Source organism: Rhodopseudomonas sp. BR0G17 (assembly GCF_010907025.1).
GTDB lineage: Bacteria > Pseudomonadota > Alphaproteobacteria > Rhizobiales > Xanthobacteraceae > Rhodopseudomonas > Rhodopseudomonas palustris_H.
In genome coordinates this window covers 145,605-169,056 of sequence record NZ_QUML01000007.1, presented here as the reverse complement: position 1 = coordinate 169,056, position 23,452 = coordinate 145,605, and the positions used below count along the sequence as shown (strand labels likewise).

Sequence of the window (23,452 nt, the reverse complement as noted above, 5' to 3'; positions counted from 1 at the left end):
ACGACCTGAACTATAGCGCTCGTGAAAGGTACTGACTTTGAACGATCCCCTCGACTCCTACATCGACGCCGTTGCTGCTGCGCTTGGGCTGCCGATCGATCCGGCGTGGAAGCCGGCCGTGCGGGCCAATCTCGAGGTCTCGCTGAAGCTGGCGCGGATGGTCGATGAATTTCCGCTTCCCGACGAGACCGAACCTGCGAGCGTGTTCCGTGCCTGAGATCGATCCCGTAATGTCCACTGACTGGATGACCGCCGCCGAGATCGCCGCAGCCGTAGCGAACCGGAGCACCACTGCGCTCGCCGCCACCGAGGCCGCACTCAGCCGTATTACCAAGGCCGATCCGACCCTCAACGCTTTCACCGATGTCGTCGCCGAGCGGGCCCGCGCACGCGCCCGAGACATTGATGCCGCGATCGCGCGCGGCGAAAGCGTTGGCCCGCTCGCTGGCGTGCCGTTCGCGGTGAAGAACCTGTTCGATGTCGCCGGCCTCGCCACCCGCGCCGGCTCCAAGATCAACCGCGACCGCAGCCCGGCCGCCAGCGACGCGCCGCTGATCCAGCGGCTGGAAGCGGCCGGCGCCGTGCTGATCGGCGCGCTCAACATGGGCGAATACGCCTACGACTTCACCGGCGAGAACATCCACGACGGCCCGTCGCGCAATCCGCACGATCCGACCCGGATGACCGGCGGATCCTCCGGCGGATCGGGTGCCGCGGTGGCCGGCGGCGAGGTGCCGCTGGCGCTCGGGTCGGATACCAACGGCTCGATCCGCGTCCCCTCCTCGCTGTGCGGCATCTTCGGGCTCAAGCCGACCTACGGACGGCTGCCGCGCACCGGCTCGTTCCCGTTCGTGGCGAGCTTCGATCACCTTGGTCCGCTGGCGCGCAGCGTCGCCGATCTGGCGCTGGCTTACGACGCGATGCAGGGGCCGGACGACGGCGACGCCGCCTGCACCACGCGGGCACCGGAGCCGGTCTCCGGCTCGCTCGCGGAAGGCATCGACGGCCTGCGGATCGCAAAAGCCGGCGGTTACTTCGAGGCCAATCTGTTTCCGGAAGCGCGCGAGGCTGTCGACCGCGTGGTGAGGGCGCTCGGCATTACCCGCACGGTCGAACTGCCGGAAGCCGCCCGCGCCCGCGCCGCGGCTTACGTGATCAGCACGACCGAAGGCGCCTCGCTGCATCTCGACCGGCTGCGGCAGCAGCCGAACGATTTCGATCCCGCGGTGCGCGACCGGCTGCTGGCCGGCGCGATGGTGCCGGCGCCGTTGGTCGACCGCGCGCAGAAATTCCGTCGCTGGTACCGCGCCCGGGTGCTCGAATTGTTCGAGCAGGTCGACGTCATCATCGCCCCGGCAACGCCTTGCGTGGCGCCCAAGCTCGGACAAGTCACCTTCACGCTCGATGGCGTCGAACTGCCGGTGCGTGCCAACGTCGGCATCCACACTCAGCCGATCTCGTTCATCGGCCTGCCGGTGGTGGCCGCCCCAATCCCGCTCGAGCCCTTGCCGATCGGGGTGCAAATCATCGCCGCGCCGTGGCGGGAAGACATCGCGCTGCGCGTCGCCGCAGCGCTGCAGCGCGCCGGCGTCGCCCGCGCGCCGCGACCGAAGGATTTCTGACCATGGATATCGATCTGCCCGACGTTGTCGCCGAAGTCGGCGATGCCTTCGCCCGCTACGAGGCCGCGCTCGTCAGTAACGACGTCGCCACGCTCAACGAACTGTTTCACGACGATCCGCGCACGCTCCGCTATGGCGGCGGCGAAAACCTCTATGGCTACGACGAGATCAAGGCGTTCCGGGGCGCCCGCTCGCCGGTCGGACTGATGCGTACCACCGCGCGGACGATTATCACGGCTTACGGCCGTGACACCGCGGTCGCATCGACCTTATTCTACCGCGACAACGCGCCCGGCAAGGTCGGACGTCAGATGCAGACCTGGGTACGGTTTGCCGAAGGCTGGCGCATCGTCGCGGCTCATGTCAGCATGATCGACGAACCGCGGGCGTCGCCATGAGCTTCGATGATGCGCAGACTTCACGCCGAACACGGTCGCCTCTCGCACCGCCGGGATTAATCACTCCGGACGCGCGGATCGTGCGGGCCCCTCCTCCAATCAAGATCACCCGCGCCGAGGAGCTGCGGCGCCAACTCGCCGACGAGATCGTGCGCGGCACGCTACGCCCCGGCGCGGCGCTCGACGAAACCGATATCGCACAGCGTTTCAAGGTCTCGCGCACGCCGGTGCGCGAGGCGCTACGACAGCTCGTCGCCAGCGGCCTCGTCGAGTCGCGGCCGCATCACGGCGCGGTGGTGGCGCAGCCGTCGTTCGAACGGCTGACCGGCATGTTCGAAGCGATGTCCGAACTCGAAGCACTGTGTGCGAGCTTCGCGGCCGAGCGGATGACGCCGCTGGAGCGGCGGACGCTGGAAACGATCCACGAGGAGCTGCGAATGCTCAGCTCACAGGGCAACCCAGAGCGCTTCCACGACGTCAACGAGCACTTCCACAACGCGATCTATGCGGGCGCGCATAACGACTACATCGCCGAGATTACCCTGGCGACGCGGGTGCGAGTGCAGCCGTTCCGCCGCGCCCAGTTCCGCAATCTCGGACGGCTGGCGAAATCCCACGCAGAGCACGACCGCGTGGTGATCGCGATCCTGCGCGGCGACCGCGACGGCGCCGCCAAGGCCATGCGCCATCACATCGATCTGGTGCGCGACGAATACGAAATTTACGCGGTGTCGGTATGAGCAAGTTTGAAACGATCAGTGAAATCGTCGCCGCGCATCGCGCCGGCACCACCACCCCGGCGCAGACGATCGCGCGCTGCTATCAGCGGATCCGCGCCTATGCCGACCCGGCGCTGTTTATCACCCTGCGGGACGAGGCCGATGCGATCGCCGAGGCGGTTGCGCTGGCAGCACGCGATCCGTCGCTGCCGCTGTACGGCGTACCGGTCGCGGTGAAGGACAATATCGACGTCGCCGGCCTGCCGACCACCGCCGCCTGCCCGGCATTTGCGTATCAGCCAGCCCGCGACGCCACCGCGGTCGCCAAGCTGCGCGCCGCCGGTGCGATCGTGATCGGCAAGACCAATCTCGATCAGTACGCAACCGGTCTGGTCGGAGTCCGCTCGCCCTATGGCGTGCCGCGCAACGCGATGCGCAGCGATCTCGTGCCCGGCGGATCAAGCTCAGGCTCAGCGGTCGCGGTCGGTGCCGGTCTGGTGCCGCTGTCGCTCGGCACCGATACGGCGGGCTCTGGCCGAGTGCCGGCGATGCTCAACAACATCGTCGGGCTGAAGCCGAGCCTCGGAATGATCTCGACCACGGGTGTCGTACCGGCGTGCCGCACGCTCGACTGCGTCTCGGTGTTCGCGCTGACCACCGATGACGCGATCACCGCCCTGCGGGTGATGACGGCACCGGATGCTGAAGATCCGTTCTCGCGCGAGCGGCCGGTGGCGGCAGTCACGGCGATGCGGCCGCGGGTCCAACTCGGCGTACCGCAGAAAGGCCAGTTGCGTTTCTTCGGCGATGACCTCGCGGCACGGGGTTATGAGGAAGCGCTGGAGCGTTGGCGGCGGCTCGGCGCGGAGCTGATTGAGATCGACGTCGAGCCTCTCTACGAGACGGCGCGGCTGCTCTACGAAGGGCCATGGGTGGCTGAGCGCTATCTGACCATTCGGGAGCTGCTCGAAACCCAGCCGGACGCGGTGCATGCGGTGACGCGGCAGATCACGCTCGCCGGCGCCAGGCTGTCAGCCGCCGACACCTTCGCGGCGCTCTACCGGCTGCAGGCGCTGCGCAAGATCGCCGAGCGTAGCTTCGCCGGCATCGACGCGCTGGTGCTGCCGACCGCGCCAACCGCCTACACGGTCGACCAGGTGCTGGCCGATCCGATCACGCTGAACAGCCGGCTCGGCACCTACACCAATTTCGTCAACCTGCTCGACCTCTGCGGCCTCGCGCTGCCGGCATCGATCCGCAGCGACGGCATTCCGTTCGGCATCACCCTGCTGGCGCCTGCCGGGCGCGATGCCGAACTTGCCAGCCTCGGCCGCGTCTTCCATGCTGACACCGCGCTGCCGATCGGCGCCAGCGGCCAGTCCCAGCCACCGCTCGCGGACGTCACAGACGGTGATGCGCCCGAGGAGATCGCAATCGCGGTGGTCGGAGCGCATCTGTCCGGCATGCCGCTGAACCGCGAACTGACGGCACTCGGCGGCCGGCTGCTGTCGGCTACCGCCACGGCACCGGACTACAAACTCTATGCGCTGAAAGGCACCGTGCCGCCGAAGCCTGGCCTGCTGCGCGTGGCTCCCAGTGGTGGTTCTGCGATCGCTGTAGAAGTGTGGGCGCTGTCGCCGGCCGCATTCGGCTCGTTCGTCGCGGCGATCCCATCGCCACTGTCGATCGGCACGCTGACGCTCGCCGACGGCACCGCGGTGAAGGGCTTCCTCACCGAGCCGGCGGCGATCGAAGGCGCCCGCGATATCTCGCATTTCGGGGGCTGGCGCGCCTATATGGCCGATCTGGCGGCGACTGGCTGAACGGTCGCCGCCATCAGCGGAAGAACACTTCCTGATTACGGCGCTCGAGCTCGGTCGAATAGGTCCGCAGCACGTGCGCCTCGCTGACGGTGCCGATCGCGCGGCGATCCTCGGCATTGTCGATCACCACCAGCACGTCGGCCTCGGTGCGATCGAACGCTGCGAGAATGTCCCGCACCGTCACTTGCGGCAGCAGGAACTGATCGCGCTGCTGCGCCAGGGTCTCCAGCAGTGTCTCTCCGGGATCGGCAACGCCGTGCAGTTCGGCCGAGTTGACGATGCCGGCGTAACTGCCGTCGACATGCCGCAACACGATCTGCTTGACGCGGCCGGGCGGGAACAGCTTCTGCGCCTCGACGATCGGCAGGTCGGCCGGCGCGGTCGGGAAATCCGTCCGCATCAGCGTGGCGGCGCTGATCTGCTTGACCCAGCCGATGTCCTGTGGCCCGCGGATGGTCTCGCCGCGCAGATGGAAGCGCCAGGTGGCGAAGCTGTAGCCGAACAGCTCGCGCACGATCAGCGCGCTCATCGACGCCGCCACCACCGCGCCGATCGTCACCCAGAAGTCGCCGGTCAGTTCGAGCGCGAGACAGATCATGCTGAACGGCGCACCGATCACGCCGGTGCCGAGCGCCACCATGCCGGCGACCGCAGCCGTGCCGGGCTGCAGCGCGATGTCCGGGAAGTACGGCGTGAGCACCGTGCTGTAGAGCTGGCCGATCAACGAGCCGAGCATCAGCGAGGCGAAGAACAGGCCGCCGCGGAAGCCGGCGCCGAGCGAAATCGCCGACGCCAGCGTCTTCAGGATCAGCGTCGTCAACAGCATCAGCCAGGTCGGGTTGGTGATCAGCAACAGCTGCATCGCGCCATGGCCCGAGCCGAGCACGGTCGGGCTGAGTAGCGCCAGCCCGCTGAGCAGCAGTGCGCCGATCACCAGCCGCAGCGCGCCGCGCCAGATGCTGATGCGCTGAAACACCCGCTCCGAGAACGCCACCGCCAGCATCACCAGGATGCTGAAGAATGCGCACAGCACGCCGAGCAACATGGTCTGGCCGATCATCTCGACCGAGGCCGGCGTCGGCACGCCGGGGATCTGCAGGAACGACGGGTGCACCAGATTGCGCATCACCAGCCACGACGACACCGCGCTGGCGATCACCGGCACCAGGCTCGCCGAGGTGTAGGCGCCGAGTACGACCTCGAAGGCGAAGAACGTACCGGCGAGCGGCGCGGTGAACGCCGCACTGATCGCGCCGGCGGCGCCGCAGGCGACCAGCAGCCGCATATCGGCCCGCCGGGCGGCGAGCCGCTGGCCGATCTGCGAGCTGAACGCCGCGCAGATCTGAGTGTAGCCCGCTTCCAGGCCGACCGACGCGCCGCAGCCATTCGACAGCAGCGTCTGCAGCGAGATCAGCAGGCTGCCGCGCATCGACACCCGTCCGCCGTACAGCGCGTTGGCTTCGATCGCGTCGGCGAGCCGGCCCTTGAACCGGCCGGCGTAGAACAGGCCGATGAGGGTCAAGATAATGGCGCCGCCGAGCGGCACCAGCAACGTGCGCTGCCAGGAGATCACGCCGTTGGCGCTGAGCCGTGTATCGAATGGGATATTGAACAGCACCGCATGAGCGAATTCGCTCAGGCGCCAGATGATCGCCACTAACAGGCCCGACAACAGCCCGATCACCACCGCGACCAACACCAGACCGATTTCCCGGTTGCGCACGAAATTGCGCACCACCGCAGGCAGTCGCCACGGCGTGGACGCCGCCGGCACCGCGGAGGTGGGGCCTGCAACAGCGGGCGTATCCGGGCGCGAGACCACGCTCATCGGGCGGCCCCGCCGGCAAGGACGGTCATCGACATGAAGCGGGGCACATGGCTGCGGGCGATCCTCGGGAAAATACAAGCCCGTGCCGGCTCGGACGCCGCACGAACTCGGCTGATTGGCGCCAGCTTCTACCGGCTGATCAGACGGATCGCCAGTGCAGAGCTGGCAACCAATTAAGGCAGCATCGTCGGGCTCGATTTTCGTCGTTTTGGCTGTATGGTCCGAGGGTTGTCAGGGAGGACAGGATGACTGGCAGAGCGGTGGTCGGCGTGATCGGCAACGCCCATCTCGTCGATAATCGGTTTGCCGTCCAGCATGTGGGCGAACGCAACCTGCGCGCGGTGGCCGAGGTGGCCGATGCGCTGCCGCTGATGTTCGGCGGCTCGTCCGAGTTCGCCCAGATCGAGGATCTGCTGGCGGTGGTCGACGGCATCCTGCTGACCGGCGGCCGGGCCAATGTGCATCCGACCTACTTCAAGACCGAGCCCAATCCGCGCCACGAGCCCTACGACCAGCCGCGCGACGAGCTGGCGCTGGCGCTGGTGCGCACCTGTGTCGAGCGCGGGGTGCCGCTTTTCGGGATCTGCCGCGGCTTTCAGGAGATGAACGTCGCCTATGGCGGCTCGCTGCATCCGGAGATCCGCGAGCTGCCGGGGCGGATGAACCACCGGATGCCGCGGCTGGAGAACGGCGAGATCCATCCCGATCCGACCGTGGTGTTCGCCGATCGCCACGACGTGCAGCTCACGCCGGGCGGCGTGTTCGCGCGGCTGTTCGGCCGCGATCTGATCCGGGTGAATTCGCTGCACGGCCAGGGCATTCTCGAGCCCGGCCCGCGCATTGTGATCGAAGGCGTCGCCGAAGACGGCACCATCGAGGCGATCCGCATCGCCGATGCGCCGGGCTTCGCGCTCGGCGTGCAGTGGCACGCCGAATATGATCCGCAGGTCAATCCGATCAACCGCGCGCTGTTTTTGGCCTTCGGCGAAGCGGTCACCGCGTATCGTACGGCGCGGCAGCGGCCCCCCGTGCTGCGGCGGTCGGGCTGAGGCACAGCATCATTGCTACATGCAATGCGTCCTCGCCCTGAGGATGTCGTTGTATTGAGAGCGGTCGCGGGCAGTTCTGCGTTCATCAACACAGAACTGCCAGCCCGTCAGTCAGCCGCTTAGTTCGGCTTACCGAACCGGCGTTTCACATCGCGCACCGCGCCGTTGGCGGCGCTGGTGGTCAGCATCGCGTAGGCCTGCAGCGCCGCCGAGACGTTGCGCTTGCGGTCCTTCGGCGTCCACGCTGCTTCGCCGCGCGCGCGCTCTTCCTCGCCGCGCTTGGCGAGTTCGGCCTCGGAGACGTCGAGGCTGATGGCACGGTTCGGAATGTCGATCGAGATCCGGTCGCCGTCGCGCACCAGGCCGATCAGGCCGCCTTCCGCCGCTTCCGGCGAGACGTGGCCGATCGAGAGGCCCGAGGTGCCGCCGGAGAACCGGCCGTCGGTGATCAGCGCACAGGCTTTGCCGAGGCCCTTCGACTTCAAGTAGCTGGTCGGATACAGCATCTCCTGCATGCCCGGACCACCGCGTGGACCTTCGTAGCGGATCACCACGACGTCGCCGGCGACGATCTTATTGGTCAGGATCGCCGACACCGCGTCGTCCTGACTCTCGAACACCTTGACCGGGCCGGAGAAGGTCAGGATCGAGGCGTCGACGCCGGCGGTCTTCACGATGCAGCCGTCCTGCGCGATGTTGCCGTACAGCACGGCAAGACCGCCATCCTTGCTGAACGCGTGCGCGGCGTCGCGGATCACGCCCTTCTCACGGTCGAGATCGAGCTCGTCGTAGCGACGGTCCTGGCTGAACGCGGTCTGCGACGGCACGCCGCCCGGGGCCGCTCGGAAGAAGGTGCGGACGCTCTCGCTGTTGCTCTGGCGGATGTCCCACCGCGCCAGGGCTGCGCCGAGCGTTTCGGAATGCACGGTGCCGCAGGAGGTATCGAGCAGGCCGGCACGATCGAGCTCACCGAGGATCGCCATGATGCCGCCGGCGCGATGCACGTCTTCCATGTGCACGTCGGACACCGACGGAGCGATCTTGCTGAGGCACGGCACCCGGCGCGACAGCCGGTCGATATCCTTCATCGAGAAATCGAGTTCGGCCTCGCGCGCGGCAGCGAGCAGATGCAGCACGGTGTTGGTCGAGCCGCCCATCGCGATGTCGAGCGTCATCGCGTTCTCGAACGCCTTGAAGTTCGCGATGTTGCGCGGCAGCACCGAGGCGTCGTCGTTTTCGTAGTAACGCCGCGCCAGATCGACGATGGTGTGGCCGGCCTCGACGAACAGCCGCTTGCGGTCGGCGTGGGTGGCGAGCACCGAGCCGTTGCCGGGCAGCGACAGGCCGAGCGCTTCGGTGAGGCAGTTCATCGAATTGGCGGTGAACATGCCCGAGCACGAGCCGCAGGTCGGGCACGCCGAGCGCTCCATGGTCTGCACATCTTCATCGCTCATCGCGCTGTCGGCGGCGGCCACCATCGCGTCGATCAGATCGACCGCGTGGGTCTTGCCCTTCAGCACCACCTTGCCGGCTTCCATCGGGCCGCCGGAGACGAACACGGCGGGAATGTTCAGCCGCATCGCCGCCATCAGCATGCCGGGCGTGATCTTATCGCAGTTGGAGATGCACACCATCGCGTCGGCGCAATGCGCATTGACCATGTACTCGACGCTGTCGGCGATCAGTTCACGCGACGGCAGCGAATACAGCATGCCGTCGTGGCCCATCGCGATGCCGTCGTCGACCGCGATGGTGTTGAACTCCTTGGCGACGCCGCCGGCCGCCTCGATCTCGCGCGCGACGAGTTGGCCGAGGTCCTTGAGATGGACGTGGCCGGGCACGAACTGGGTGAACGAATTGACCACCGCGATGATCGGCTTGCCGAAATCGGAATCCTTCATACCGGTGGCGCGCCACAGGCCGCGCGCGCCGGCCATATTGCGGCCGTGGGTCGTCGTTCTCGAGCGATAAGCAGGCATTGAACTGTTCCGTGAAAATGTCCGTCGCCGGAAAGGCGCGCCGGCGGCCGAAAACAGGCTTCAGTGAAAGGCGCGCCGAAGCAAAGCGACCATCAACAAGCCTTACTGCAGAACCAACGGCCTCTCAATGGTCGCCGGGCGCGCAGCTCGATGCGAGCGGCACGAAAGCAACGCCGATCGCAGGCTAGCTCCAGGCCGCCACTGCCTGCGCACGATCAATTGAACGGCGTCCGTCCAAGCCGAACCGCGGCCGCTTGCCCACCTCATATGTAATGTTATAACGTTGCATTCGCAATCCTCCAGTACCTGCAACGAAGGCCTTCCTCGTCATGGATCACCCCCTGCTCCCGGTCACCGTGCTGTCCGGCTTTCTCGGCGCCGGCAAAACCACCCTGCTCAACCGGATGCTGTCCAACCGCGAGGGGCGACGGCTGGCGGTGATCGTCAACGACATGAGCGAGGTGAACATCGACGCCGAACTGGTGCGGCAGGACGGCGGGCTGACGCGGTCGGAGGAAACGCTGGTCGAGATGACCAACGGCTGCATCTGCTGCACGCTGCGCGAGGACCTTCTGCAGGAAGTGCGCAGACTCGCCGAAAGCGGCCGGTTCGACGGCCTGGTGATCGAATCCACAGGGATCGCCGAGCCGCTGCCGATCGCCGCGACGTTCGAATTCCGCGACGAGAACGGCGCCAGCCTGTCGGACATCGCGCGGCTCGACACCATGGTGACGGTGGTCGATACCGCGAGCCTACTGGCCAACTACTCCAGCCAGGAATTCCTGCGCGACCGCGGCGAAGTCGCCGGCGCGGACGACGAGCGCACGCTGGTCGATTTGCTGGTCGAGCAGATCGAATTCGCCGACGTCATCGTGCTCAACAAAGTGTCGGCGACTTCACCGAGCCGGCGCGAAACTGCGCGATCGATCGTACGGGCGCTGAACTCGGATGCGAAGATCATTGAGGCCGATTTCGGCGACGTCCCGCTGTCGTCGGTGCTACACACCGGGCTGTTCGATTTCGAGCGCGCGCATCAGCACCCGCTGTGGTTCAAGGAGCTGAACGGCTTCGCCGACCACGTGCCGGAGACCGAAGAGTACGGCATCCGCTCGTTCGTGTACCGCGCGCGGCGGCCGTTTCATCCGCTGCGGTTTCAGTCGTTCTGCAACCGGAGCTGGCCGGGCGTGATCCGGGCCAAGGGCTTTTTCTGGCTGGCGACACGACCGCAGCATGTCGGCGAAATCGCACAAGCCGGCGCGATGGTGCGGACTTCCAAGCGCGGGTTGTGGTGGTCGGCGGTGCCGAAGACGCATTGGCCGGATAGCGACGACTGGCATGAGGCGATGAAGCCGTACTTCGATCCGGTGTGGGGCGACCGCCGCCAGGAGATCGTGTTCATCGGCACCGGCGAGATGGACGAGACAGCGCTGCGTCGCCAGCTCGATCTGTGCCTCGTCGGCGAGGATGCTGAGTTCACACCGGATGCGTGGCGTCAGTTGCCCGATCCGTTTCCGAGCTGGGCGCCGGCACAGAACTGATTACCGACCTCCCGTCACGCCAAGCTTGATCCGGTCGTGCGCTCTGGCACATTTGGATCAAGCGCCGCGCTGCGTTCGCGGCAAAGCCTTGGCGTTGGGGGATACCGTGCATCGAACAATCGCTCCGTCCGCAGCAGCCGTTGTGGCTGCGCTGATGACGTACTGCCTGCCGGCGCGAGCCAATGATACCACCGCAGCCCTGACGACCGGCGGGCTCGAATTCCGCACCAACGCCGACATCGAGATGCTGTCGGAGGATCTGTCGATCTCGCGCGAGCGGATCGAAGTTCGCTACCGCTTCCTCAATCGCTCCGGCACCGATCAGCACGTCACCGTGGCGTTTCCGATGCCGGAGATCGACTATTCGGACGCCAACAATATCGAAGTGCCGAACAACGAGGCCGACAACTTCCTGAACTTCCGCACCAAGGTCGATGGCCGCGACGTTGCGGCTCAGCTCGAACAGAAAGCGCTGGTCGGCAAGACCGACGTCACCGCCCGGCTGCAAGCACTCGGCGTGCCGCTGCAGCCGCGGGCGAAAGCGACGCAGACCGCGCTGGAAGCGCTGCCGGCGCAGGCGCAGCAGCAACTGCTCAAAGACGAGATCGTCCGGCCCGACGACTTCGACGCCGGCAAGGGCATGGAGCATCACCTCGCGCCGAACTGGCGGCTGCGGGCAACCTATTATTGGGATCAGACCTTCCCGGCCGGCCGCGAGCTGGTGGTCGAGCACAGCTACACCCCGAGCGTCGGCGGCAGCGTGCAGACCGGCATCACGGGCCCATATTCGACGGCAGAGGAGCGCGCCAACTACACGCGCAAGTTCTGCGCCGAGCCTTCGTTCGTCCAGGCGGTCGCAGCGATGACGCGGAAGAACGGCAACCAGCCGCCGCCGCAACAGCGCGTCTCCTACGTCCTGACCACCGGCGCCAATTGGGCCAAGCCGATCGGCGATTTCCATCTGACGATCGACAAAGGCAAGCCGAACTCGCTGGTCAGCTTCTGCGAGACTGGCGTGGTCAAAACCGGCCCCACCCGGTTTGAAGTGCGCAAGACCAACTTCAAGCCGAGCCGCGACCTCGACATCCTGATCATCGACGCCCCGCAATAGCGGTCGCGAACGTCTGCCGCTGATCGGCTGGAACTTCCATCCGGCGCCGTACTTGACCTGGGTTTCCGCTAGGCGGCGAGCGATCCGGCTTGCGTGCCTTTGCGGCCAAGGACCGTCGATGGCGTCAGCGCAGCACCACACAGCATCCTCCTCGTCGCGCCGGCCCGACGATCCGCAGGACAATCACGCCGCGATCACCGAGCGCGAGGTCGAGGACGTCGAGTCGCGATCGAGTCCGCGGACGCCGGTGATCTACGAGATCGTCCGCCGCCTCGGCGAAGAGGAGATGGCGCGGCCGGTGGTGTCGCTGTGGTGGTCGGGGCTTGCCGCCGGCCTGTCGATCAGCTTCTCGCTGCTCGCGCAGGCGGTGCTTCAACAGCATTTGGAGCCGACCGGCTGGCGGCCGCTGGTCACCAGCTTCGGCTATTCGATCGGCTTTCTGATGGTGGTGCTGGCGCGTCAGCAGCTGTTCACCGAGAACACCATCACAGTGGTGCTGCCGGTGATGGCGAATTGGTCGCTGCGTAATTTCGGCTGCGCCGCCCGGCTATGGGCCGTGGTGCTGCTGGCAAATTTCGCCGGCACGCTATTCGCCGCAGCATTCTGCAGCTTCACGCCGGCGATTACGCCGGAGCTCAAGCACGAGATGCTGGAGATCAGCCGCCACGTCGTCGAATACGGCTGGTTCGCCGCGATGATGAAGGCGATCGCCGCCGGCTTCCTGATCGCCGCGATGGTGTGGCTGCTGCCGAGCGCGGAAGGCAGTCAGGTCTGGATCATCGTGGTGATGACCTGGCTGATCTCGGCCGGCGGCTTCATGCACATCGTCGCCGGCAGCATGGAGGCGTTCATGCTGATGTTGGACGGCTCGGTCAGCATCGCCCAGGTGTTCGGCGGATTCGTCGCGCCGGTACTGATCGGCAACGTCATCGGCGGCACCGCGCTGTTCGCGTTGCTGACCTATGCGCAGGTGATGAAGGAGATGGAGTGAGCGGCAGCCGCCGGTCACCCCATCAGGTTGCGGTAGATGCCGGGGAGCGCGGCGGGCAGCCGGCCGATATGTCCGACGATCGCATAACCGGCGCGGCCGAACAGCGTCGGAAAATACGACTGCGCATCGACATCGATGGTGACGCCGAACACCGCAATGCCGCTGCGGCGCGCTTCCTGCACCGCCCTGCGGCTGTCCTCGAGCGCGAACCGGCCCTCGTAGTGGTCGACGTCGTTGGGCTTGCCGTCGGTCAGCACCAGCAGCAGCTTCTTGCGCTGCGGCTGTTTGGCCAGCTCCGCGCTGGCATGGCGCAGCGCCGCGCCGATCCGGGTGTAGTAGCCGGGCTTCAGCGCGGCAATCCTCCGCTCAACCAACGGGCTCATGCTCTCGCCAAAGCCCTTCACCGTCTCCACCCGCACCCAATCCCGGCGGCGCGACGTAAAGGTCAGGATGCTATGCTGATCGCCGCAGGCTTCGATGCCGTGGGCCAGCACCGTCAGCGCTTCTTTCTCGACATCCAGCACGCGGCGATTGTCGATCCAGGCATCGGTCGACAGTGAGACGTCGACCAGCAACGTCACCGCGAGATCGCGCGCCTGCGGCCGGGCCGCGAGATGGAAGCGGTCAAAGCCGCCATCGCCGGCGGCAATCTCGCAGCGCGAGCGCACCAGCGCGTCGAGATCGAGATCATGACCGTCGGCTTGCGCCCGCAGAACCTCGTGCCGCGGCCGCAACGCTTCGAACTGACGCCGCACCCGCTTGACCAGCGCCCGCGTCGCCTCACCGCATTGCCAAGCCTCGCCCTGCTCCGGCGCGTCCTGCGCCAGAATGCGGCAATGATCCGCAAGATAGGCGCCGCGCTTGTAGTCCCATTCCGGATACAGCTTGCCGGCGGTGAGCCGGCTGTGCTCGATCGCCTGCGGCGGCAGATCGAGATCGAAACGGAATTTGCTCGCGGGCTTCTTGGTCGATTTGCCGATGATGATCTCGTCGAGATCATCGGCCGCCTTGTCGGCGTGCTCGTCGTCGTCCTCGTCGGTCGGCCGATCGACATTGACCATCTCGGCCATTGCCAGGATCTTCTCGAACCGGTTGAGCGCCAGCGGATCGCGCTTCGGCCCGTCGTCCGCCTTTCGCTTCGCCGCCTTGCGCCGCGGCTCCGAACACGGCTTGGACGCCGCCTCGTCGGTTTCGTCGGGATCGCGGACCGGAGCCTCGACATCGCGGGTCCAGACTTCACCCCACAATGGGCACGGCAGGAACGGCTGATAGCCCGGTGGCGACCGAACCGAGATCTCCCTATCAGTCACGATCATCCGCCACAGCTCGGGGTCCGGCGTGATTTCCGCGCCGAGCAGTGCCTGGATCGCTGTTTCGAGATCGCTCTCCATCCGCGGCAAGGTCCGCCGCGGCCGCGCCGCCGCAGTCGCGGCCGCAAGCTGATGATAAGAGCGATGAAGCCCGGGATAGGCCGCGAGCACCTGCTGGGTCGTGGCGTGCGCGCGCCGCAGCAGCAGCACGTCCCGCCGCAGCGGATCGGCTTCGTGTACGTTGCCGGTCGGCGCCACCGCGAACCAGGCCGCCAGCCAGCGATACAGTGCGCGATTCAGCGCGACATCGGCGAACAGCGCGATTCGGTCGGGCAAGAACAGCGTCGCGTCGTCGCGGCCGGGCTGCATCAGCCGCTCCTCGCCGAGCCCGATGCGCTGCCGCCAGCCGAGCCGGTGGCCGGAGGTGCGGGCGCTGCTGCCGGCAAGCTGCACCGCGGTCTCTCCCCCGAGCCCGCGATACATCACGCCAAGCGCGGCGCGGCAGTCGTTCAGCGTCGCCGCGTGCTCCGGATGCTCCGGATAGCTCGCCGCACGCCCGACCATCCGGTGCCAGGCGCGACCGACGGTTTCTTCGAGTTCGAGGAAGTCGAGCATGGCAGGCCTCTCAGCGGAGTTCGGACCATCGACTCGTCATTGCGAGGAGCGAAGCGACGAAGCAATCCATCGCCGTGCAGTGACCTGGATTGCTTCGCTTCGCTCGCAATGACGGAGGAGACGCATCACCCCATCACCGCGCTGGCAACTTCGATCAGGGCGGCCTTCACATCGGCATCGTCGGTCAACGGCTCGATCAGGCCGGCGAGGACGGCGTCGCGCACCGAGAGGCCTTCGCTGATCAGGCTGGCGCAATACACTAATAGCCGGGTCGAGACGCCCTCTTCGAGATCGTGACCCTTGAGCTTGCGCAGCCGGCCGGCGAGTGCGACCAGCGGCGCGACGCGCTCGCTCGGCAGACCGCTCTCGGCCGCCACCACCGCGACCTCCTGTTCGGGCGCGAGGAAGCCGAATTCGATGGCGGCGAAACGCTGCCGGGTCGACGGCTTCAGCGCCTTGAGTAGGCTCTGGTAGCCGGGGTTGTAGGACACCACGAGCATGAAATGCGGTGGCGCCTGCAGTTCCTCGCCGGTGCGCTCCAGCGGCAGCACGCGGCGATCGTCCGCGAGCGGATGCAGCACCACTGCGACGTCCTTGCGGGCCTCGACCACTTCGTCGAGATAACAGATGCCGCCTTCCCGCACCGCGCGGGTCAGCGGACCATCGACCCACACCGTCTCGCCACCCTTCAGCAGGTAGCGGCCGGTGAGATCCGCCGCGGTGAGATCGTCGTGGCAGGACACCGTGAACAGCGGCAGGCCGAGCCGCGCCGCCATGTGCGCGACGAAGCGCGTCTTGCCGCAGCCGGTCGACCCCTTCAGCAGCAGCGGCACCCGCCGCTTCCAGGCGTGTTCGAACAGCGCACATTCGTTGCCGGCGGGCGTGTAGGGCGGCGGAGCGGGCAGCGTCGCATCAATGGCATGCAGAGCGGGCTTCATGGCGATCTCCGTGAATGGAAAGAGGCGGCCACGGATCCCCGTGGCCGCCAGGGGGCCTATTCGGCCGGTTGCAGGGCGCCAGTCAGCGTGGCCTGCTTGGTGCGTCCGGCGACGAGGATCGCCCAGACGAACATCAGCGCAGAGATCAGCACGGCGACGCCGGAGCCGAGCCGCACCCAGTAGAACAGCGCGATCTGGTCCTGCACCTCCATGTAGCCCTGGCCGAGCACGCGCTGCAGATGCACCTGGATGATGCCGGCGAAGGTCAGCGCGAAGGTCATCACGCTCATCGCCGTGCACATCAGCCAGAAGCTGGCGATCGACAGCGCCTGGTTGTACGGCGCCCGGCCGCGGAGCTGCGGGATCGCGTAGGTCATCATCGCCAGGTTCAGCATCACATAGGCGCCGAAGAAGGCGAGGTGGCCGTGCGCCGCGGTGACCTGGGTGCCGTGGGTGTAGTAGTTCACGCTGGACAGCGTGTGCAGGAAGCCCCAGACGCCAGCACCGAAGAACGCCATCACCGAACAGCCCACCGACCACAGCAGCGCGGCTCGGTTCTCATGCTTGCGGCCGGCCTTCCAGGTCATCTGCACGGTGAACACCACCATGGTGAAGAACGGTGCGACTTCGAGGGTCGAAAACAGCGAGCCGATCCACTGCCAGTAGCCCGGCGCACCGATCCAGTAATAATGGTGGCCGGTGCCGAGGATGCCGGAGAACAGCGCCAGGCCGATGATGACGTAGAGCCACTTCTCGACCACTTCGCGATCGATGCCGTTGAGCTTGATCATCAGAAACGCCAGCACCGACGCCATGATCAGCTCCCACACGCCCTCGACCCAGAGGTGCACGACGTACCACCAATACATCTTGTCGAGCGCGAGATTGGCCGGGTTGTAGAACGCGAACAGGAAGAAGATCGCCACGCCCCACAGCCCGAACAGCAGTATGTTGGTGATGGTGGTCTTGCGCCCTTTCAGCACCGTCATGGTGATGTTGAACAGGAAGATCAGGCAGACCACGACGATGCCGACCTTGATCACGAACGGCTGCTCGAGAAACTCGCGCCCTTCGTGATAGTGGAAAAGATAGCCGACCACCGCGGCACCGGCAGCGCCGAAGAACAGCCAGAACTGCACTTTCGCCAGCAGCGGACTGAACAGCTCGTTCTCGGCCTCTTCGGGCACCAGATAATAGGCACAGCCCATGAAGCCCATCAGCAGCCAGACGATCAGCGCGTTGGTGTGGATCATCCGGACGATGTTGAAGGGCAGAAGCTCCGACAGCGTGTTCGGCAGCACATAGATGGTGCCGGCGAGCACGCCGAACGACACCTGGGCGAGGAACAGCGTCAACGCGCCGTAGAAATACAGCAACGCGACCTTTTGGGTTTGATATTTCATCACGAGGTCTTTCTGATGCGGATGCGTGAAGGTCGGATCAGCCGGCGTCGTTCGGTGGCCAGTGCTGGGTCTTGATCTTGCTGGTCCACTCCAGGAAGTCGGCGAGGTCACCCACCTCCTGATCGGTCAAATGGAACTGCGGCATCTGCCGCCGTCCCTGGACGCCGGACGGCTGCGACGCCATCCAGGATTTCAGCATCTCGCGGGCCTGAGCCGGATCCTTATCGCCGCCCCAGCGCACCCAGACGTTGCTGAGTTCAGGAGCGAAATACGCACCCTCGCCGAGCAGGGTGTGACAGTTGATGCAGGAGTTCTTTTCCCAAACATGCTTGCCGCGGGCCACCGAGGGGGTCAGCGTCGAGACGTCGGTCGACTTGGTCGCGATGTAATAATGGCTGTGAGCGGTGAGCCCGATGAAGATCGCGAAGAAGAAGGCCGAGCCGCCGAAGAACACATTGCGCGCGGCAGACTTGGTGAGGCGTTCAGCCATCACGTGATTCCTTTTCGATGTGGGGGAGGCGAAGGTGCGGCGCTGCAGCTTCGTCAGCGACACTAATCGACCGGATCGCCGCAACTTTGTGCTGGCTCAAGGTTCGGAACGATTAGCGAATGGTTTGTACCAATGGCGAGGCGAGTGCGCCGCACGCCACCAGCGCGATCCAGCCGAACAGCAGCGCCCGCCACGGCCCGGGCGCACCGCGGAACCCGAAATAATCGAGTACAACTAGGCGGGCTTTTAGCACTGCGATCACCATCAGCACGGCGCCGCCGGCAAACGCAGCAGCTGCACCACGACTGAGTAAAACACCGAGGATGGTCAGCAGCAGGAGAGCAATCGCGCTGCGATCTCGGCGCTGAGCGAACCGGATCATCGCGTCACCGCATCAGATAGACGATCGGGAACATCACCAGCCACACCAGATCGACCATGTGCCAGAAACAGGTTCCGCTTTCGACCGCAGCCGCATTGGCGCGCCACGCCACGCCGAGCAGGATCGCGATCCCGAGCCCGACATGCAGCAGATGGAATCCGGTAAGCAGAAAGTACAGCGTGAAGAAGGTGCTGCCATCGATATCGGCACCGCGGCCGATCTCGCCGGCATATTCGAACAGCTTGATGGCGATGAACCCGGCGCCGAGCAGACAGGCACCCAGCGTCCAGTGCCACGTCGCCTGGCGTGAGCCAGCATGAGCAGCGGCGTTGGCCTTGGCGGCGAACCAGCCGCTCGACACCAGGCAGAGCGTATTGGCGGCGGCGAGCGCCGGATCGAGCTGGCCCTGCCCGACCGCGAACGCTTCAGGCTGCAGCGCCCGCGCGATCTGGAACCCGATCAGCAGCGCGCCGAATGCGGCGAGTTCGCTGAAGATCAACACCCACATCATCAGGTGACCAGGCAGCGAATCCAGCGCGCTGGCACTGGACGTTGCGCGGCTATCGGTGCTGTCGGAAACCGCGGGCAGGCCCGCTGCGATCGCGTCGGTCATGGCGCGACGATAGAGGCGGCTCCTGCCGGAACGTTGTGCCGCGACAAACTCGCAGGCAACTCACCCGAGCTTGCGCCCCGACAAACAGCCCGTCCCGCCGGCCGCTAGGATGGCTCCGTCAAACCATGAGGGACCCATGACCGAAGCCAAGCTGGGGCTGATCGTCGTCTCGTTGATCATTATCGCCTTCGCATTCGCGATGCGGCGGTTCGGCGCACTGCAAACCACGGGCGTGGTCGCCACCGCGATCATCACGGTGGCGATTGCGGCCAGCCTGTTCCTGACCCAATAGGCAAGACTATCCCGTCGGATACAGCGCGGCGTATTCCTGCGCATAGGGGCCGTAGGAGTCCTTCAGTGTCGCCGAGTTCAGCAGCATGGTCGCGACCAGGCGATCGGTCGCGTCATAGGCTTCGCTGCGCACCCACATGCTCTCGGTTCGCTTGCTGCCGGACAGCGCCACCACTTTGCGCTCAATCCGATACGGCTCGCCGACATAGAGCGGCCCCTCGATCAGCCGGATCTCCTGATCGGCGAACAGGCCGACCACCGGGCCACGCACCGGCAAACCATCCTGCTTGCTGAGGTACTGGAACAGCACGCTCAGCATCTCCAGCGGGATGATCGCCTTGCCCCACGGCGAACCGCCTCCCGGTCGATAATATGGCGACGACTCGGTGATGACCTCGAGCTTCTGCGCCAGCGAGAACGGATACAGCTCGCCCATGACCTGATCGTGGTCCATGCGCGCCGCCTGAGTCTTGGTCGTCATTCCGACCGAGACGTCGCGCAAGATCACCGGATCGGCCAGCGGCTTCAGTTCGGTAAGGCGGACGTCGAGCGCGGACGGCGGCGCGTCGCGGCCGACCGAGACCGTGCCGCGCAGCACTTCGGTGCCGTCGCGCTTGACCATGCGGATGGTGGTGTGACGGCCACCGGCCGCGGGCTTGTCGACGATCGCCTGAACGTCTTCGCCCTCGAACGCGGCGTTACGGTAGTGAGCCGAGATGCAACCGGTCTCGAACCATTCCTTGCCCCACAGCCGTTCGCACAGCGGCGCGAACTGGCTGAAATGCGTCGGGCCTTCGATCGTGCCGCCCTTGAAGCCGAGCTTCTGAGCGGTGGCGTCGTCGTGGATCGAGGCGTGCGAATCGTACACCTGGGCATGCAGCATCTGCCGCGGCTGCCGCCACGGCCCGACCAGCGCCTCGCCGGTGTCGTCGATCGGCGTCTCGAATGCAGCTTGCGTCATCGTTTCGCTCCCAATCGTTTCCGCGCCGGCTGTTACCAAGTGTCGATGCAGGGCCGCTTGCGCTCGCTGCGCTCCGGCGGCGTCGGCACCGAGCGCAGCCCGGCCATGATCCAGCGCCGCGTCTCGGCTGGATCGATCACATTGTCGATCTCGAACACCGACGCGATCGAGACCGCCTTGCCGTTGGCATACAACTCCGCGACCTTGTTCTTGTAGTAAGCCTCGCGCTCGGCCGGATCGGCAATCGCCTCCATCTCCTTGCGGAAGCCGAGCCGCACGTAACCCTCAAGTCCCATGCCGCCAAATTCACCGGTCGGCCAGGCCGCGGTGAAGAACGATGCGTGGAAACCGCCGCCGATCATCGACTGCGCGCCGAGGCCGTAGCCCTTGCGCAGCACGATGCCGAACAGCGGCACGGTGAGGCTGGCGCCGGTGACGAACATCCGCGCGACGTGGCGAACGATCGCGGTCTTCTCGGCTTCCGGGCCGACCATGAAGCCGGGCGTGTCGCACAGCGACACAATCGGAATGTCGAACGCATCGCAGAGCTGCAGGAAGCGCGCCGCCTTGTCGCCGGCATCGGCGTCGATCGCACCGCCGAGATGCTTAGGATTATTGGCAATCAGGCCGAACGGTTTGCCTTCAATCCGGATGAAGGCGGTGATCATGCCGACGCCGAAATCGCGGCGCAGTTCGAGCACCGAGTCCTCATCGGCAATCAGATCGATGACGGTGCGGATGTCGTACACCCGCAGCCGGTTCTCGGGGATTGCTCGGCGCAGCAGCCGCTGATCCGGAGCCTTCCACTCGCTCACCGCGCCCTGGAAGTAGGACAGATATTTCTGCGCGACGCGAGTCGCCTCTTCTTCGTCCTGCACCAGGATGTCGACCACGCCATTCGGCGACTGGAACGACACCGGGCCGACTTCGGCCGGATGATACACGCCGAGGCCGCCGCCTTCGATCATCGCCGGCCCACCCATGCCGATCGAGGCGTTCTGGGTGGCGATGATGACGTCGCAGCAGCCGAGCATCGCGGCGTTGCCGGCGAAGCAATAGCCGGAGACAATGCCGACCACCGGCACCAGGCCGGACAGCTTGGCGAACTGCACGAACGACGGACCGTCGAGGCCGGTCATGCCGAGCCGATCGGTGTCGCCCGGACGGCCGCCGCCGCCTTCGGCGTAGAACACCAGCGGCATCCGCCACTGCTCGACCAGCGTCAGCATCCGGTCGATCTTCTTGTGGTTCATGTGGCCCTGGGTGCCGGCCAGCACGGTGTAGTCGTAGGCGATTACCATGCAGCGCGCGGCGTGCTCGCCGAACTGCTTGGCGTTGACGGTGGCGACGCCGGTGACGAGGCCGTCGGCCGGCGTATTCTTAATGAGGTCGTCGAGCGGACGGCGGCGGCGCTGCGCGGCGATCGCGAGGCTGCCGTATTCCATGAACGAGCCTTCGTCGACGAGCTGCGCGACATTCTCGCGCGCGGTGCGCTGGTTGGTCTTGCGCCGCCGCCCGACCGAGTCGGGGCGGTTCTCGTCGAGCGTATTGGCCTGGCGCGCCAGCATCTCGGCGAGGTCCGGCCGGATTGCATCGAGATCGATATCCTCTTCGGCGACGACGTGGTCGCCTTCGACGTCCTGCGGCTCGAAATACAGGATCGGCTCGCCCTGCATCAGCGTCACGCCATCGGCGGCGACGATGCGCCGGATACGGCCGCCCTGCTCGGCCGCAACCAGATGCTCCATCTTCATCGACTCGATCACCGCGAGCTGCTGCCCCGGCCGCACCACGTCGCCCTCTGCAACGGTGATCGCCACCACGGTGCCCTGCAGCGGCGCGGCGATCGCGACAGCGCCTTCCGGCACCGGCTCGGCGTTGGCAGCAGCGGCACCGCTGCTCCGCTTGTCGGCGCTCTCCGTCGCGATCAGCGGCTGACCAAACTGCTGCGCGGCTTCGACCAGATCGGCGACGTGCCGATCGATGAAGCTGGTGCTGACGCGATTGGCCTTGAAGTCGGTATGCGCGAGGATCGCCTGCAGCAGCGGGATGTTGGTGGCGACGCCGCCGATGCGGAACTCGCGCAGCGCACGGGATGCCTTGGCGACCGCCTCGGCCCAATCGCCGCGGCCATGCACGATCACCTTGGCGAGCAGCGAGTCGTAAGCCGCGCTGGTGGTGTAGCCGGCGTAGCCGAACGTATCGACGCGAACGCCGGGGCCGGACGGCGGCTCGAAGATCGCCAGCGTGCCGCCGGTCGGCTTGGTCGCGCCCTTGGCGTCCATCGTTTCCATGTTGACGCGGAGCTGGATCGCGAACCCGCGCGGCCGCGGCACCGAGGCCTGATCGAGCCCGAGCGCTGCCAGCATCGCGCCGCCGGCGACGGCGAGCTGCGAGCGCACCAGATCGACCGACAGCACCTCTTCGGTGACGGTGTGTTCGACCTGCAGCCGCGGATTGGCTTCGATGAAAGCAAAAGCGCCGTCGCCCTCGCCGGCTTCACCGTCGACCAGGAATTCGAAGGTGCCGAGGCTGTCGTAGTTCGCCGCTGCCGCGAGGGTCTTGGCCGCCTCGACGATGCGGCTGCGCAGCCCCTCCGGCAGCGACGGGCTCGGTGCGATTTCGATCAGCTTCTGATTGCGCCGCTGGATCGTGCATTCGCGCTCCCACAGCTGGCTGACATTGCCGTGACGGTCGCCAATGATCTGCACTTCGATGTGCCGGGCATTGCGGATCAGCCGCTCGGCATAGACGCCCTCATAGCCGAACGCCGCCTTGGCCTCGGATTGGCAGCGCGCATAGGCGTCGGCGAGATCCTCGGCGCGCTCGACCACGCGCATGCCGCGGCCGCCGCCGCCGGCCATCGCCTTGATCATCACCGCCGGCTTGTCGCCGAGCGAGGCGAAGAACGCCTGCACCTCTTCCAGCGTCGAAGGCCCGACCGTGCCGGCGATGATCGGCACGTCGCAGCGTTTCGCCAGTTCCTTGGCAGCGACCTTGTCGCCGAACAGCCGCAGCGCTTCCGGCGACGGACCGACGAAGGTGATGCTCTCCTCGGCGCAGCGCCGCGCCAGATCGGCATTCTCGCTGAGGAAGCCGTAGCCGGGATGCAGCGCATCGCAGCCCGCCGCCTTCGCCGCCGCGATCACCGCTTCGATATCGAGATAGGCCCGCGCGCCGCGGCCGGGAATCTGTTCTGCGTGATCGGCGATGCGGACGTGCAGCGACGCCGCATCGTCGGCGGGATGGATCGCCACCGTGGTCAGACCGGACTCGGCGGCGGCGCGCGCGATACGGATCGCGATCTCGCCGCGGTTGGCGATCAGCAGTTTTCGGAACGGCATTGGGGATTTCCTCGGCAGGTAGCTTTGGGCCGGCAACGCCTGTGCGT

20 protein-coding genes are annotated in these 23,452 nt (G+C 66.3%); 10 read left to right on the top strand and 10 right to left on the bottom strand.

The features are described from left to right. Positions 1 to 37: 37 nt before the first annotated feature. The 5 genes from DY467_RS08235 to atzF are packed head-to-tail and all read left to right on the top strand — an operon-like array spanning position 38 to position 4,562. Entirely contained in the window at positions 38 to 217 is a 180-nt protein-coding gene (locus DY467_RS08235; protein ID WP_107343499.1) for a DUF4089 domain-containing protein, read from the top strand. Between the two features lie 13 nt (positions 218 to 230). After that, complete coding sequence (locus DY467_RS08230; RefSeq protein WP_246701490.1) at positions 231 to 1,622, top strand: AtzE family amidohydrolase; 1,392 nt, start codon at positions 231 to 233, stop codon at positions 1,620 to 1,622. 2 nt (positions 1,623 to 1,624) lie between these two features. After that, positions 1,625 to 2,020 (top strand): oxalurate catabolism protein HpxZ, encoded by a 396-nt coding sequence (gene hpxZ, locus DY467_RS08225; RefSeq protein WP_107354708.1) that lies wholly within the window; start codon positions 1,625 to 1,627, stop codon positions 2,018 to 2,020. Beyond that, the gene (locus DY467_RS08220) at positions 2,017 to 2,760 is read left to right on the top strand and encodes a GntR family transcriptional regulator (protein WP_205502164.1); all 744 of its coding nucleotides are present in this window, start codon (positions 2,017 to 2,019) and stop codon (positions 2,758 to 2,760) included. The genes hpxZ and DY467_RS08220 overlap by 4 nt, the downstream gene beginning before the upstream one ends. Further along, positions 2,757 to 4,562, top strand: coding sequence for an allophanate hydrolase (gene atzF, locus DY467_RS08215; protein WP_164635212.1), 1,806 nt, complete (start codon positions 2,757 to 2,759; stop codon positions 4,560 to 4,562). The genes DY467_RS08220 and atzF overlap by 4 nt, the downstream gene beginning before the upstream one ends. A gap of 13 nt (positions 4,563 to 4,575) precedes the next feature. Here the strand turns inward: atzF and DY467_RS08210 are convergent, their stop codons facing one another. Then, a complete protein-coding gene (locus tag DY467_RS08210; RefSeq protein ID WP_164635210.1) occupies positions 4,576 to 6,390 on the bottom strand; it encodes a chloride channel protein in 1,815 nt (604 codons plus the stop codon). A gap of 245 nt (positions 6,391 to 6,635) precedes the next feature. On the opposite strand from DY467_RS08210, the gene DY467_RS08205 reads away from it, so the two are divergent. Then, a complete protein-coding gene (locus tag DY467_RS08205) occupies positions 6,636 to 7,439 on the top strand; it encodes a gamma-glutamyl-gamma-aminobutyrate hydrolase family protein (protein ID WP_164635208.1) in 804 nt (267 codons plus the stop codon). A 119-nt stretch (positions 7,440 to 7,558) separates the two neighbouring features. On the opposite strand, the gene ilvD is transcribed toward DY467_RS08205, so the two are convergent. Then, positions 7,559 to 9,418: a dihydroxy-acid dehydratase gene (ilvD, locus tag DY467_RS08200; protein WP_164635206.1), complete on the bottom strand. Its 1,860-nt coding sequence runs from the start codon at positions 9,416 to 9,418 to the stop codon at positions 7,559 to 7,561. Positions 9,419 to 9,747: 329 nt separating this feature from the next. On the opposite strand from ilvD, the gene DY467_RS08195 reads away from it, so the two are divergent. From DY467_RS08195 to DY467_RS08185, 3 genes are all read left to right on the top strand, one after another. After that, on the top strand, positions 9,748 to 10,956 hold the full coding sequence (locus DY467_RS08195) for a GTP-binding protein (protein WP_164635203.1): 1,209 nt from the start codon (positions 9,748 to 9,750) through the stop codon (positions 10,954 to 10,956). A gap of 154 nt (positions 10,957 to 11,110) precedes the next feature. Next, positions 11,111 to 12,067: a DUF4424 domain-containing protein gene (locus tag DY467_RS08190; protein WP_246701489.1), complete on the top strand. Its 957-nt coding sequence runs from the start codon at positions 11,111 to 11,113 to the stop codon at positions 12,065 to 12,067. 118 nt (positions 12,068 to 12,185) lie between these two features. Further along, on the top strand, positions 12,186 to 13,058 hold the full coding sequence (locus tag DY467_RS08185; RefSeq protein ID WP_164635201.1) for a formate/nitrite transporter family protein: 873 nt from the start codon (positions 12,186 to 12,188) through the stop codon (positions 13,056 to 13,058). Positions 13,059 to 13,072: 14 nt separating this feature from the next. Here DY467_RS08185 and DY467_RS08180 read toward each other — a convergent pair whose 3' ends face one another. The 6 genes from DY467_RS08180 to DY467_RS08155 form a co-directional block, all read right to left on the bottom strand. Next, the gene (locus tag DY467_RS08180) at positions 13,073 to 14,983 is read right to left on the bottom strand and encodes a nitric oxide reductase activation protein NorD (RefSeq protein WP_164635199.1); all 1,911 of its coding nucleotides are present in this window, start codon (positions 14,981 to 14,983) and stop codon (positions 13,073 to 13,075) included. Between the two features lie 125 nt (positions 14,984 to 15,108). Then, on the bottom strand, positions 15,109 to 15,921 hold the full coding sequence (locus DY467_RS08175) for a CbbQ/NirQ/NorQ/GpvN family protein (protein WP_164635197.1): 813 nt from the start codon (positions 15,919 to 15,921) through the stop codon (positions 15,109 to 15,111). A gap of 56 nt (positions 15,922 to 15,977) precedes the next feature. Further along, on the bottom strand, positions 15,978 to 17,324 hold the full coding sequence (locus tag DY467_RS08170; RefSeq protein WP_107354699.1) for a cbb3-type cytochrome c oxidase subunit I: 1,347 nt from the start codon (positions 17,322 to 17,324) through the stop codon (positions 15,978 to 15,980). 37 nt (positions 17,325 to 17,361) lie between these two features. Next, positions 17,362 to 17,814, bottom strand: a complete 453-nt coding sequence (locus DY467_RS08165) for a c-type cytochrome (protein ID WP_164635195.1) — start codon at positions 17,812 to 17,814, stop codon at positions 17,362 to 17,364. Between the two features lie 112 nt (positions 17,815 to 17,926). Continuing rightward, entirely contained in the window at positions 17,927 to 18,196 is a 270-nt protein-coding gene (locus DY467_RS08160; protein WP_164635193.1) for a cytochrome C oxidase subunit IV family protein, read from the bottom strand. 4 nt (positions 18,197 to 18,200) lie between these two features. Beyond that, the gene (locus DY467_RS08155) at positions 18,201 to 18,809 is read right to left on the bottom strand and encodes a cytochrome c oxidase subunit 3 family protein (protein ID WP_164635191.1); all 609 of its coding nucleotides are present in this window, start codon (positions 18,807 to 18,809) and stop codon (positions 18,201 to 18,203) included. 136 nt (positions 18,810 to 18,945) lie between these two features. Here DY467_RS08155 and DY467_RS26185 point away from each other — a divergent pair, with 136 nt between their 5' ends. Continuing rightward, positions 18,946 to 19,101: a hypothetical protein gene (locus DY467_RS26185; RefSeq protein ID WP_205502161.1), complete on the top strand. Its 156-nt coding sequence runs from the start codon at positions 18,946 to 18,948 to the stop codon at positions 19,099 to 19,101. Between the two features lie 6 nt (positions 19,102 to 19,107). Here the strand turns inward: DY467_RS26185 and DY467_RS08150 are convergent, their stop codons facing one another. Then, entirely contained in the window at positions 19,108 to 20,061 is a 954-nt protein-coding gene (locus tag DY467_RS08150) for a hypothetical protein (RefSeq protein ID WP_164635189.1), read from the bottom strand. A 32-nt stretch (positions 20,062 to 20,093) separates the two neighbouring features. Further along, a complete protein-coding gene (locus tag DY467_RS08145; RefSeq protein WP_164635187.1) occupies positions 20,094 to 23,405 on the bottom strand; it encodes an acetyl-CoA carboxylase family protein in 3,312 nt (1,103 codons plus the stop codon). Positions 23,406 to 23,452: the final 47 nt, after the last annotated feature.